Origin of the sequence: Thermosipho atlanticus DSM 15807, assembly GCF_900129985.1 — a bacterium.
Classification (GTDB): domain Bacteria; phylum Thermotogota; class Thermotogae; order Thermotogales; family Fervidobacteriaceae; genus Thermosipho_A; species Thermosipho_A atlanticus.
In genome coordinates, this window is sequence record NZ_FQXN01000005.1 from 33642 (window position 1) to 46981 (window position 13340).

12 protein-coding genes are annotated in these 13340 nt (G+C 29.2%); 2 read left to right on the plus strand and 10 right to left on the minus strand.

Annotation, left to right across the window (positions count from 1 at the left end; all coding sequences use genetic code 11):
* Positions 1 to 22 precede the first annotated feature (22 nt).
* Complete coding sequence (tmk, locus tag BUB65_RS06625) at positions 23 to 631, plus strand: dTMP kinase (protein WP_073073429.1); 609 nt, start codon at positions 23 to 25, stop codon at positions 629 to 631.
* Here tmk and BUB65_RS06630 read toward each other — a convergent pair.
* From BUB65_RS06630 to BUB65_RS06645, 4 genes are read right to left on the minus strand one after another with little or no spacing between them, the layout of a single operon-like run.
* Positions 613 to 2016, minus strand: coding sequence for a hypothetical protein (locus BUB65_RS06630; RefSeq protein WP_073073431.1), 1404 nt, complete (start codon positions 2014 to 2016; stop codon positions 613 to 615). The two genes, tmk and BUB65_RS06630, sit on opposite strands and share 19 nt — an antisense overlap.
* On the minus strand, positions 2013 to 2810 hold the full coding sequence (locus BUB65_RS06635; protein ID WP_073073433.1) for a TlyA family RNA methyltransferase: 798 nt from the start codon (positions 2808 to 2810) through the stop codon (positions 2013 to 2015). The genes BUB65_RS06630 and BUB65_RS06635 overlap by 4 nt, the downstream gene beginning before the upstream one ends.
* A gap of 12 nt (positions 2811 to 2822) precedes the next feature.
* Positions 2823 to 3557 carry a tRNA pseudouridine(38-40) synthase TruA gene (gene truA / locus BUB65_RS06640; RefSeq protein ID WP_073073436.1) on the minus strand — a complete coding sequence of 245 codons (735 nt, stop codon included), beginning with the start codon at positions 3555 to 3557 and terminating at the stop codon, positions 2823 to 2825.
* Positions 3554 to 5005, minus strand: coding sequence for a GAF domain-containing protein (locus BUB65_RS06645; protein ID WP_143606712.1), 1452 nt, complete (start codon positions 5003 to 5005; stop codon positions 3554 to 3556). The genes truA and BUB65_RS06645 overlap by 4 nt, the downstream gene beginning before the upstream one ends.
* A 250-nt stretch (positions 5006 to 5255) precedes the next feature.
* Here BUB65_RS06645 and BUB65_RS06650 point away from each other — a divergent pair, with 250 nt between their 5' ends.
* Positions 5256 to 6995 (plus strand): M3 family oligoendopeptidase, encoded by a 1740-nt coding sequence (locus BUB65_RS06650; RefSeq protein WP_073073441.1) that lies wholly within the window; start codon positions 5256 to 5258, stop codon positions 6993 to 6995.
* 17 nt (positions 6996 to 7012) lie between these two features.
* On the opposite strand, the gene BUB65_RS06655 is transcribed toward BUB65_RS06650, so the two are convergent.
* The 6 genes from BUB65_RS06655 to BUB65_RS06680 are packed head-to-tail and all read right to left on the minus strand — an operon-like array spanning position 7013 to position 13338.
* Positions 7013 to 8233 (minus strand): hypothetical protein, encoded by a 1221-nt coding sequence (locus tag BUB65_RS06655; protein ID WP_073073443.1) that lies wholly within the window; start codon positions 8231 to 8233, stop codon positions 7013 to 7015.
* Positions 8223 to 9431 (minus strand): DUF58 domain-containing protein, encoded by a 1209-nt coding sequence (locus tag BUB65_RS06660; protein ID WP_073073444.1) that lies wholly within the window; start codon positions 9429 to 9431, stop codon positions 8223 to 8225. Before BUB65_RS06660 ends, BUB65_RS06655 begins: the two co-directional genes overlap by 11 nt.
* Position 9432: 1 nt before the next feature.
* Positions 9433 to 10356, minus strand: coding sequence for an AAA family ATPase (locus tag BUB65_RS06665; RefSeq protein WP_073073445.1), 924 nt, complete (start codon positions 10354 to 10356; stop codon positions 9433 to 9435).
* Positions 10357 to 10390: 34 nt separating this feature from the next.
* Positions 10391 to 11470, minus strand: coding sequence for an FtsW/RodA/SpoVE family cell cycle protein (locus BUB65_RS06670; protein WP_073073446.1), 1080 nt, complete (start codon positions 11468 to 11470; stop codon positions 10391 to 10393).
* Entirely contained in the window at positions 11460 to 12587 is a 1128-nt protein-coding gene (gene hemW, locus BUB65_RS06675) for a radical SAM family heme chaperone HemW (protein ID WP_073073447.1), read from the minus strand. The genes BUB65_RS06670 and hemW overlap by 11 nt, the downstream gene beginning before the upstream one ends.
* Positions 12556 to 13338, minus strand: coding sequence for a hypothetical protein (locus BUB65_RS06680; protein WP_073073448.1), 783 nt, complete (start codon positions 13336 to 13338; stop codon positions 12556 to 12558). The genes hemW and BUB65_RS06680 overlap by 32 nt, the downstream gene beginning before the upstream one ends.
* Positions 13339 to 13340: the final 2 nt, after the last annotated feature.

Genomic DNA, 13340 nt, shown 5'->3' on the forward strand with positions numbered 1-13340 from the left:
TTTTTGGAGGTAATAATTAAATATGTTCATTTCATTTGAAGGATTAGACGGATGTGGAAAAAGCACACAGTTGGAGATGCTTTTTGATTATTTAAGAAATCTTGGAAAAAAAGTTATAAAAGTTAGAGAACCTGGCGGAACAGAAATAGGTGAAAAAATCCGCTCAATATTGTTAAATAAAGAACTTGACATAAATGAAAGAGCGGAATTATTACTTTTTTTAGCTTCAAGAGCTCAATTAGTAGAAGAAGTTATAAAGCCTGCTCTTAGAAACGGATATTTCGTATTAGCGGATAGATTTGCAGACTCCAGCATAGCCTATCAGGGTGGAGCGAGAAACTTAGGAGTTGAAACAGTAGAATTTCTTAACAGATTTGCTACTAATAATATTTTTCCAAACATTGTTTTCTTCATCGATATTTCTGTTGAAGTCGCTCTAAAAAGAATAAACAAGAAGAAGAAAGACAGAATGGAAATTGAAGGAAGAAGTTTTTTGGAAAAAGTAAGAGATACTTATCTCAAAATTTCCAATACTAAATCAAACTTTGTTATCATCAACGGAGAAAGGTCTGTTGATGAAATATTCTATGATGTAAGAAAAGTTATCGACAATTACATTATATCTAAATAATATTTTATAAAATGGCCGTCTTTTTCTTCCCAGAAGATTAATTTCGAGCTGATATTAATCCCTAAAAATTTTTGAATAAAATCTCCTAAATCTAAGAAGATTTTTATATTGTAATTTCTTTCTCTATCAAGATAATTATATGCGGCTAAATCTGTTAATCTTTGAATTTTAGCCTTTTTGGAATAAGTTTCCTTATCAATGTTACTCACTACAAAAAATTGCTCAAATTCATAAAAGTAAACCTTGTATTCATCGGTTATATCTATAATCCATTGATCTTCTGTATCGTCATACCTCCCAGAATATTTTTTTATAGTGCGCTCAATGTCCTGTAAACCATCTGAAAGTTTGAATAAAAATGCTACAGATAAATTTGGAGATTCGTCTATATCACCTACAATATAAAAAGTTGATGTTGCATTTTTTAATATTGAAGATGTTAAATCATACAACTTTTCTAAACTTGTGCTATCTAAAGTAACCGTCCATTGCTCAAGAACCCTCATTACATTTAAACTATCGCCAATACTTATTCCTGCAAAATAATTTCCCAACACTGGTATTTCTTCCATCAAGTCTTCTGTAAATGTCACTTTAGGCTCTTCTTTGTTGGTTTTCTGGATTATACTAATTTTTAAAACTGAATCCTCCACGTATCCAAAAATTTTTACATATTCTGTTTCAAGTCCTTCATCAGTTGATTCAATAGGAAAATTCAATTGAATCGCATTTCCCTTTGAAAATCCAGTTATCCAATACTTACTTCCTGAATCAAAATCTTTAAAATATTCCTTTGAATTTGATTTAAATTGAAGATTAGGAGAATTATAAACATTTATCATATATTCCAAAGCATTTTTGCTTCCAGCTAATACTAAGTAATCATCTATACTTTTTGAAAAAATAGAATCACCTAAAATATATATATCGCCTTCTTTTTTCATACCATATCCAATCAAATTAGAGAAATACTTTATGACATAATCTGAATTATTAGTTTCAAAAATCAATGCCGAGTCTTTTGATAAAGTTTTTAAAATTTCAATATAATAATTTGCATCAAAAGAAATTAGATTTTCAACAGATATCTCGATTCCTTTAGCAAGAAACAAAACATCACTTGCAAGAGCGGACAAAAATATATTTTTGTCCGTTCCATGTTTATAATCAATATCCTCCAAATATCCTAAAAAATACGATTCAAAAGAAAGGCCTTCGTCATTCAAAACAAACTTAGCGAAAGGAACATTTTTCAGTTCTTTATACCAACCTGCACTATTTCTAAACCTAATAAATATATCATAATCGTACGGCACAAAGTTTAATATATCAGAAAAAGTTATAATTCCAAACAAAACCACAAAAATAAGAACATACTTTTTCAAGACAATTCCTCCCAAGCTTTATTTACAATTGTACTTATTTTTTTAAATGAAATCATGCAATCGCAATTTTTATTTGCCAATTCTAAAAAGAATTCTATATTTCCATCTGTACCTTTTATTTTGGAAAAATCCAATTTTTCTGGACATAAACCATTATTCAAAGCATTTTTTATTATATCATATAAAACTTCTTTGTGAATTTCTTTTGATCTAACTATTCCACCTTTTCCTACTTTGTTTTTTCCAGCTTCAAATTGAGGTTTTACTAACACTATTGCTTTACCTTCCGATTTAAGGATCCTTTTTATAGTAGGAAATATCTTTTTTAATGAAATAAACGAAACATCACAAACAACAAGATCAACTCTTTCTTCTAAATCTAATTCTCGAGCATTGGTTCTCTCTAAGACAATCACTTTAGGATTGTTTCTGATTTTCCAATGTAATTGTCCGTAACCTACATCTACACAATAGACTTTTTTTACCCCATTCTGAAGCAAAAAGTCAGTAAATCCACCAGTTGAAGCTCCTATATCGCATGCTACTTTATCTTTTATTTCAAACTTAAAACTTTTCCAAGCACCTTCAATTTTATATCCACCTCTACTTACATATTTTTCTTTCTCTTTTACACGTATGTCAATATTCTCATCAAACATTTTACCTGGTTTATCCACTCTTTCATTATTTACAATTACATTACCTGCCATTATCAATCTTTTTGCTTTTTCTCGACTTTCGACCAGACCCTTTTCAACTAACAAAACATCAAGTCTTTTTTTCTTAATACCCATACTTCCCTCCTTTTAAAAAATGACTTTATACAAATACAAACCATGTGGAGGTGCAGTCCCAGCAGCTTCCTGCCTAGAACGTAGTTCCAAAACTTCTTTAATTTTCTCTGGAGACCACTGTTCAAGTCCAACTTTAACAAGCGAACCAACTATATTTCTTACCATACTCCTCAAAAAAGATATTCCTTCTACTCTGATTAGAATAATATGTGGTTTTAGTTTCAAAATTCTAATTCTATAAATTGTCCTGACAGGATTTTTCCTATCATTACCTTTCTTAAAAGAAGTAAAATCGTGCTCTCCTTCCAAAAACTTTGCAGCTTTTCTCATTTTTTCAATATTCAACTTATATTTGAAATGCCAAACATAATTTCTTAAAAAGACATCCCTTTCATTTGTGTATATAAAATAATGATATATTCTTTTTTTAGCAGCAAACCTTGGATTAAAATTTTTCTCTACTTCCCAAGCTGTTTTTACGTATATATCTCTTGGAAGATTAGCATTCAAAGCGTTTTTTACATCCTTTGAAGTCAATCTATCTATCGGACAATTAAACGCTGCAACTTGTCCGTTTGCATGAACTCCTGCATCAGTTCGACCAGCAGCTTGAGTATATATTCTTTGTTTAAAGATTTTCTCTAAAGCATTTTCTAATTCACCTTGAACAGTCCTAACGTTTGGCTGCCCTTGATAACCAAAAAAATTTGTACCGTCGTAAGAAAATTCTATAGCAAATCTTTTCATAAAGAATGAATCCTCCCACCACCAGATTTTTTTGCTATTTTTAATGCTTTTTTGGCTTCGTATATTAATTGAAAAATGTTCTTCTGATTTTTTTTGCTGTAAACTAATCCTATACTCAGACTTACATCAGAGTACTTTTCTTTTAAAAAATTATTCATTTCATCTAAATATAATAAAACAAAACGTTTAGAAACATTGAAAAATAAAATCATATAATTCTCAGAACTTATTTTATAATAAATTGCCATGTTTCTAAATTTTTCAAATAAGTAATTCTCAATATCCAAATATGCCAAAGTCACATTTTCTGACTCTTTAATTTTATTTTCACAAAACCTTATAAAAGAAACATATGAAGCATTCTTAAAATATACCCCTGTATCATTCAACCAATATTTTATATGCAATGTTTTACTTAAAAATTTGTATACTATCCAAGATAGAAAATTCAACAAGTTCATATCGTTTTTAGTGGGCCTCATCCCAGATTGAGGAACATCCAAACTTATATAACCTATTAAGTTGGACAATTCGTCTTTAATAGGTATTAAAAGTAAATCTTTCGGATCCCAGCTTCTTTCACTATCTATTTTTCTTTCATGTGAAATTATAAAACCAATATTTGATTCTATTAAAGCCAATCCTTCAGGAATAAAATAAACGCCATTATTTTCAAACTTTTTGTTAAAGTATTTTACAACTTCACTTATTTTAGGCTTGTTATTCTTAGCTCTTTCGAAATCTTCTTCAGTTAAACCAAAATGAGCTATCCTTTCAACATATCCTGTGTTATTGTTAAACAAACTTAATACTGCCACATGAAAGCCAGAAATTTTGCAAACAATTTCAAGTAATTTTTGCAAACTTCTTTCAAGATCTCTCTCTTCGTTTTCAAAAACCAAGTTTTTTAATTTTAACAAACTTTCACTAATATTTTTTAGTCTTTCAAACTCTATTTTTTCAATTAAACTGACATTAAACTGTCTCACATATTCATATAATTGGTACGAAATCAATGCATACACAATAAACAAATAGAAAAGATATCCAAGTTTTACTTCTGCAAAAAAATAACCGAAAGACATAATTAAAGAAAGGGAAAAAAGTATTAAATAACTTTTTGGGATCATACCCATAATTTCTTTAAATGTCTCAATATTAAAATAAATCAGCAATAAAAAGAAATTACTTAACAATATCCCAAAAACAAATAAAGGTAACTTAAAGTAATCTAAACTTGTAGAATAATACAAAAAAGTTCCAAATGAATACATAAAAAACGAAAAAATTGATCGAACTATTTTATTTTTTCTAGAAAATACTAGTTTTGAAATAGCAGCTAAAATCGCAACAGTTTCTGGTGTAATAAATAATAAAAATGGAAGAATAATAACAATTTCGATCATAAAAGAATATTTACCAACTTTTAGATCTAACAATTCACTCAAAAACAAACCGATACAAAACAAAAACAACATCATTGGTTCTATTGTGAAAACAAAACTACCATTAAAAAACAGAAAAAAATAACCTAATCCCAATGTTACAATTAGAAGTATCGCTGTTTTCTTGATAAATACCCCCCCTTGTGATTTATAACACTGTTTATTTTAACATTTTTTTGCGCTTAAATATATTGTTAAACACGCATTCATGGTAAAATATAAGTAACAAAAATTACAAAATGAGGTGATTAATATGAAATGGAATTTGAAAACTCTCTATTCGCAACCAGATGAAAAGATTATACGAAAAGACTTGGAAAATTCCTTAAAAAAAGCAAAAAGTTTAGTATTAAAATATGAAAATTTAATAAATGAAAATATAAACTCTGAAACTGCTAAACAAATTTTCTTGGAAATTGAGGAATTGTTAAACAAACTTTCAAAACCTTTACAATACACTGAATTATTATTTTCTGAAAACACTCTTAATACTTTTTCACAACAACTGTACAGTTTAACCAATCAATTTTATTCAAAGATAATGGAAATTATTTCACCTTTAAATACCTATTTTGCAAAACTTTCCAACAAAAAGCTCGAAGAACTTGCTGAAAATATTCCCGAATATTCAAATTTCATTAAAAAAATATTAGAAGAAAAAAAACACATACTTTCTAAAGATGCTGAAAAAATACTTGCAGCAACAAGCATTTCTAGAAGAGAAGCAATAGCAGAATTATATGGAAAAATTACTTCTTCCTATATTTTTAAAATTAAAATTGATGGTCAAGTAAAAAAACTTACGGATAGTGAAGTTAGAGCCTTAAGAAAATCTCCAAATAGCTCTCTAAGGAAAAAGGCCATGAAAACCTTACTTGACAGATATGATAAAGATAACATTGTAATAAATGGTTTATACAATCTTGTTGTAAAAGATTACGACACCGAAGCTCGACTGAGAAATTATAACGAGCCAATATCAATGAGAAATATGGAAAATAGAGTCTCTGATATAAGTGTTAAAAAACTCATTGATATTACTTTAGATAATATTGATTTAGTTCATAAGTATTACAACTGGAAGTCAGATGTAATGAAAGAAACATTAACCCCTGCCGATATATATGCTCCTATAGGTAAATCTTTGAAAAAATATTCATTTGAAGAAGCTAAAGAAATTGTACTAGAAGCTTATTATGAATTCGACGAGAAAGTCGGGAACATTATAAAGGAATTTTTTGAGGAAGAAAGAATACATTCTGATATAACTCAGGGAAAAATAGGAGGAGCATTTTGTGCATATTATTCTCCAACAATAAAGCCTTACATTCTAATAAATTTCACTGGAAATATAAGTGATGTAATGGCGCTTGCTCATGAACTTGGGCATGGATTACACGGTGTGCTTTCATCAAAACAAACTTATTTAAACTATCATACACCCCTTACCATGGCAGAACTTGCTTCTGTTTTTGGGGAATTTTTAGTCTTTGAAAAACTCAAAAATCAACTAATCGGTGAAGAAAGAAACTACTTTATTGCCTCAAAATTAGAAGAAATTTTCGCCACTATGTTTAGACAAAATATGTTTGTACGTTTTGAAATTCAAGCTCACAATACCATCAACACTCAGGGAATGGCTACCTGGGAAGAATTGTCCAAAATCTATGAAAAAGAATTACAATTGATGTTTGGAAACAGTGTGAAAATTACCCCTGAATATAGATATGAATGGGCAACGATTCCTCATCTTTTTCACACTCCTTTTTATGTTTATGCATATAACTATGCAAACTGTCTGGTTATAGCACTATACGAAAAATACCTAGAAGAAGGTAAAAATTTTGCCCCAAAATATATTGAACTGCTGGAAAGCGGTGGAAAAAATAAACCTGAACACCTTTTAAAAAAAGTCGGGATAAATATTGACAATGAAGATTTCTGGCAAAAGGCTTTTGATTTTCTGAATAAAATGCTCAAGGAAATTATTTGATATATTTTGACTGGTAATTAAGTATATTTTTCCACAATTTCCTTAAAAAAAGCTTTTACTTTTTCTTCATCATATTTGATTAACTTTCCGCCATATTCAGATTTTACAAAAAGTTGGGTAATATAGGAAAGCTTGTTATCATTTATAAGATTAGATAATTCATAAGGGGTTAAATAATAATAACCTGGAAAAATTTTTGCTCTAATATAAAAATAAACTCGTTTTATTAAATCTCCAGAATCTAAATTCAAAATAACTTCATATGTATCTGTTGTCTCCCATTCTTTATCTCTTTCACTTGTCTTTTTAAGTACTTTTTCCTTCTTCACATCCCATATTAAATAAACTACAATTGCAAGAATTAAAGAAGCTAATATAGCAATAAATATTATCGTAAAATTCACTATATTAATAGTTTTTCTTAAATTTTCAACTTTAGAGTTAGACAAAGTTGGAGTAGATAAAGGCGTCGGAAGAGTTTCAATATTGCCTGTTGCCTGATTACCAATTGTTAAATTTTCTCTCAAAGTAGTATTTCTTCCAAGGTATGGAAACAAAACTAAAAACAAAAAATAGGCAAAACTTACTACAGCAATTATTCCAAGTACAATCCTTATTGTAGGTTTGTTTGTAAACTTTATAAGAATCAGAACGGAAAATGCTCCAATTATCATTAATAGAGGGAAAATTACTTTGTCATATTTTTTAATCTCCAAATTGGAAACACTTATCTCCGTTGATGTGTTTTGCTCGATACTTTGGGAAGTATACGTATTTGCTGGAGTTTCGTAAGAACTTTTAGGTTGTTCCATTTGCATATTAGCTTTTACATTAAAGTTAGAAACTTTCTGATATGGACTAAGTGTTACAGGTATAAAAAGCAAGGGTATAAGAAGCAGATAATAAAATTTTTTCTCTTTTAAGGCTACTAAAAAAATTAAAAACAAAGAAATCAGTAAAGTTTTTAGTTCATAGAAAAAAGCCACAATTAAAAAATAAAGCAAAAATGTATATAACTCTTGCTTACTTTTTTTTGTCTTCTCATACGTATACACTAAAATTACTGGTATTGGATTTCTCAAAACAAATAACATTCCAAAAAATACGACAAAATAAAGCCATTTCAGCGATTTAAATTGAAAAGCAAAAAAAGTTAAAGCCAGAAATATTAAAAAATATAAATCTATATTCAAAAATGCCGCGAAAAACTCTGACAATATTAAGATATCAATCAACAAGCTCTAGTCCCTCCTGAAATGCCGTGTTTTCACTATATACTTCAACAAATATATTATTTTCACGCAATACCAAGGCTTTTCTTTGAAGCTCTACTATATCGGGTGGGATGTTTAAATAAGTTTTGAACTTCTTCGTTTGATATGATCTAAAACCATACGGAAGAATCAAAACTATTATCTTAGAAGACTTTTCCCTTAACCTTAAAATATAAGGTATATCTTTTTCCGTTAAATACATCGAAATTATTAGAAGAGTATCGTTATATTGTATTTCATTTTCAATCTCTTCGTAAATGTCATAATTGTAGGTTTCTACTGAAGCATATGCTTGTGCTAAAAGATCGAAATGCACTATCCAATTTTTTGAAAAAACGCTCTTTACACCATCTTTGGTATCTATTAAAAGTTTAGTAGAAATATTTTTTTCTGAAACGTCTTTTATTATTCCTGCCACACCCGAAATAATATCTTCTGTGTATTTTTTCAGTATGGGAATCCAAGCTTTTCTGGAAAAAATCTCAGGATGAAGATTCAAAAATAAAGCAATAAACAGTTTACCTTGTGAAGTATATTCATATTTTTTTACCAAAAGATTGTCAAATTTAGCCGACAATTTCCAATGGATCTTTCTTACAGGATCATTATTGTATTCCTTAACTCCTATTATATAAGTTGGATCTTCAAGTAATTTCAAATGGCTCAATAAGTTTGGAATTAATTCAAGAAGTTTTTCTTTATTAAATCTTACCATTTCAAAATTCGGCAATACAAAAATTTCTGCATCAACTTCGAATTTTTTAATAATTTTAAAAAAGAGAGAATCCATTCGTAAAAAAATCTTATCTACTTTTTTCTTACCCCTTGTATAATAAGAATGATGAAAAGTTAGCATTTTCTCTCTTTTAATAACTGCTTCAACTTGATTTATTGCTAATTCTGGAATAGAAATAGTTAGTTTTACATTTTTTCCCGTTTTAATCTCTAATATTAATTCAACAATTTCATCTATCAACGCACGCTGATGTTCGAATTTTGCTCTTACTTTTATTTTTTTAAAAAGCGTAATTGATTTTCTTAAATTCACCCATTCCACTATAACTATTGCCAACAAAAATAAACTGATTCCATTAATGTTTAAAAAATTAAGAAAAATCACCAATGTCGTAAAAAAAATCAACTGAATGTTTTGTACTTCCACATTACTTCACCACTTTTACCCTTTCTAAAACATCACTAATAACTTCATATGGATCGAGCCTTTTGATCTTCGCTTCAATCGTTAATATAATCCTATGATTTAGCACAAAAGGTGCTAAGTATTTTACGTCATCTGGAAGTACGAAGTCTCTTCCTTCAAGAAGCGCATATGCTCTTGAAAGTTTCATTAATACAATTGATGCACGTGGACTTGCACCAACTTTTATGTCTTCATGATTTCTTGTAGTGTTAACAATGTCCAAAATGTAATCAAGTACTGATTCGCTTATTTCTACTCTTTTTACTTCATTCATTTTTGCCCTAAATTCTGCTTTCGTTATGACCGGAGCAATATCTTCTATAGGGTGGTGGTCAAATTGAGATTCGAGTATTTTCTTTTCACTTTCTTTTCCTGGATAACCTATCGTAGTCCTAATCATAAATCTATCTAACTGGGCTTCTGGTAACGGAAATGTTCCCTCAGATTCCAAAGGATTTTGAGTTGCTATGGTAAAAAATATATCTGAAAGAGTATGAGTAACACCCTCAATAGTAATTTGTTTTTCTTCCATCGCCTCTAAAAGGGCAGACTGGGTTCTCGGAGTAGCTCTGTTAATTTCATCAGCAAGTAAAACATCCGTAAACATAGGACCTTTCCTAAAGACAAATTTCCCCGTTTCTTTCTCAAAAATATATAATCCAGTCAAATCTGTAGGTAAAAGATCTGGAGTAAATTGCACTCTCTTGAAATCTAAATCAAAAGTTTTGGCTAATGCTCTTGCAAGCATAGTCTTTCCAACTCCCGGAACATCTTCCAACAAAACATGACCACCGGCCAAAAGACATGAGGTAACCAATTTTATCTTTTCATCTTTTCCTTTTATAACTTTCGATACATTTTCAACTACTAATTCTAAAAATGACAAAAATGATTCCTCCCTTCAACTTTTTACACAAAGACTAACCTTTCGTTCCTTCAAGTTCGTTAAAAAACACAGAAATAATTATTCCAAGCCCTATGGAAAATGATAAAAGAGAGCTTCCTCCATAACTTACAAAAGGAAGAGGAATACCCGTTATAGGAAACATGCCACTTACTACACCTGTATTAAAAATTACATGGAAAAACATTAAAGAAGTATATCCCCATGTAAAATATCTTATAACCTCATTATTGATTTCCTCAGAAACCCTTATCAAAGAAATTGCAATAAGAAAATAACAAGTAAGTAGGACGAGAATTCCAATAAATCCTAGATTCTCCCCTATAACTGCAATTATAAAATCTGATTCTGCAGCAGGTACAGTTAAGAAAAATTTACCTAGTGCTGGACCGGTTCCTATAATACCACCATTACTAATGGCTTTCATTGCTATTTCTAATTGCCAAGGTAGTTGATTAGAAAAATACGAACTAAGCCTATGTAATTGATATGAATGAACAAATCCAAATTGGATCGCCAAAAATCCAATCAAAACAATTAAAATAACTACAGAAAATAAATGAACTAACCTTGCTCCTCCAAAGTATAACAGCGTAAAAATAGTTAAAAAGATAAGTATTGATGTACTTAAATCTGGTTCTAACGCAATCAATAATAATGGAAGCGATAAAAATAAAAATGGTTCTACTACACCCACTAGAAAGGTTTTCATTTTTTCTTTATTATTTTTTACATAAATTGAAAAAAATAAAATCAAAAATATTTTTGAAATCTCTGAAGGCTGAAAACTAAAATTTCCAATCATTATCCAACGATGTGAACCATTAATTGAAGGAAAAAAGAAAGGAATTATCAGCACTGAAATCGCCAATATATAAAAAGCACTATAATATTTTTCAAGTTCTTGAGGCATAAAGAACATAAATGTAAGAAAGGCAATTACGCCTAATATGATGTTTATTACATATTTCTCAAACAAATTTGAATTCTTCGAATAGTAATATTCTTTTGCAAAATCCAAACTATAAATAGCTATTGAACCAATAGTGAACAATACAAGAACAGTTATAAATAATATTGCGACACTAGTCCTCATAGAATTCCTCCCATGTTTTCAAAAGTTCTCCAAAAAATAAGTTCGAAAAATCCATCCCTGTATCATTCAACTTTGTACCATCGAAAAAACGATACTTTGATGAAAGCTTCTGAAAAAATGTATCTAATTTAGGCAACTTGGCTATTAACTTTCTGTCAATACCCCATTTGGTTCGCAACATCATAAAAATGCTTTCTAATGTTTCTCTTTCTAATTTATTAAACACTTTATATTCTATAGGAAACTTTCCCGCTTTTAATTTTGTATAGTATTTTTCAAATGTCGATACGTTATTATATCTCATATTTCCAATATGGCCACCTGCCGAAATCCCAAAACCAAGATAATCTAAATTTGCCCAATAAACAAGATTGTGTTTGCTGTATTTTTTATTTAAAGTAAAATTAGAAATTTCATATCTTTCATATCTTAACAACTTCAAAAACTTCAAAATTGCATCATACCTTTCATAGGCTTCATCCGGAAGTTTTTTATAAAATTTTTCCAGGAAAGTCCCTTCGTGAATTTCCAGAAGATATACGGATATATGTGGAGGGACATAAAAACGGATAAAATCTACGATATTTTCTATACTTCTCCAATTTTCGCCGGGTAATCCGATAATAAAATCAACGTTTACATTATCAAAATATTTCTCTGCTATTTTGTAGGCTCTCAAAGCTTGTTTTGAAGAATGCGTTCTACCAGCTTTTTTTAAAACATTGTCGTCAAATGATTGAATTCCCAAACTTATTCTATTTACTCCCAAATTTCTATAAAATTCTGCTTTATGTGCATCAAACGAATCTGGATTAACCTCTATTGTAAATTCTTCAAGTTCTAAATAAGGAGATAGCTTATCAATTATTTTTTTAATATAATATTCGTTAATAAAACTTGGGGTTCCTCCACCAATATATAAAGTCCTTACCCCTCTTTTAATTTCTTGCACATATAAATCTATCTCATTTAAAAGTGCCATTATATAGTTTTCTACACTTCCCTCTGTAAAACTAACAAAATCACAATAATAGCATTTTTTCTTACAAAAGGGAATATGAATATATAAAGAAATTGCATTAAATTCACCAATTAATTCCGAAAGAGACTTTGCCATCCCAAACTATTAAATCTCCTTTCAATGGAGCTAAAAATTTTATTCCTGAATAATATCTAATTTTACTTAAATCTAGCGTTTCCGCATAAACATAAGCAAAAGTGAAACCTCTAAAGTCAGCTGCGTTAAAATATTGTCTAAATCCTACATTTAAATATAATTGTGAAAAATCTTTTGTCCCTAATCCTACTAATAATCCTTGTTCTAATGAAGCATCTAGCGGATAAAAATAACCAATCAAATTATCTTCATTTACCCTTACATAATATCCTGAAAATTCCTGATATTTTGCAAAATACCTGGAAAACGAATATCCTATCCCATTTGCCCTCTTTAAAGACCTACTTTCAAAGTTTAATAATAAAGGTCCAATGGCATAAAATGCTTTTGAACTTGTTGACATAAAACTAAATTTGTTTGTAACAAAAAAATCCAATCTTTTTTCAAAAATTGGAAAACTTAACTTCTCATATGTAATAGAAATATATGTTCCATACATTGAACCTACCATTACTGAAAAATCTAATGATTCCTTTTCCGAAGGTTTTCTTATTGTAAAGAAACCTATTTTTGTTTCAGAATAATTAACCGTTGAAGTTGAGTACAAAAAACCTACCCCAAAGGAATTTTCACTTACAGAAAACAAGACTGGTGAATTTTCTAAAACAAATGTGTTATCAAAAATTACAAAACTACCGGAAAAAGTCAACACAGAGATAATTAATATACAAAGTAAAAGCCATCTTTTCACAT

Bases quoted from the DNA above. Each gene is read 5' to 3' on its own strand.
- truA (WP_073073436.1), bottom strand. From the start codon at position 3,557: ATGAAAAGATTTGCTATAGAATTTTCTTACGACGGTACAAATTTTTTT.
- hemW (WP_073073447.1), bottom strand. From the start codon at position 12,587: ATGGCAAAGTCTCTTTCGGAATTAATTGGTGAATTTAATGCAATTTCT.
- BUB65_RS06670 (WP_073073446.1), bottom strand. From the start codon at position 11,470: ATGAGGACTAGTGTCGCAATATTATTTATAACTGTTCTTGTATTGTTC.
- BUB65_RS06635 (WP_073073433.1), bottom strand. From the start codon at position 2,810: ATGGGTATTAAGAAAAAAAGACTTGATGTTTTGTTAGTTGAAAAGGGT.
- BUB65_RS06650 (WP_073073441.1), top strand. From the start codon at position 5,256: ATGAAATGGAATTTGAAAACTCTCTATTCGCAACCAGATGAAAAGATT.
- tmk (WP_073073429.1), top strand. From the start codon at position 23: ATGTTCATTTCATTTGAAGGATTAGACGGATGTGGAAAAAGCACACAG.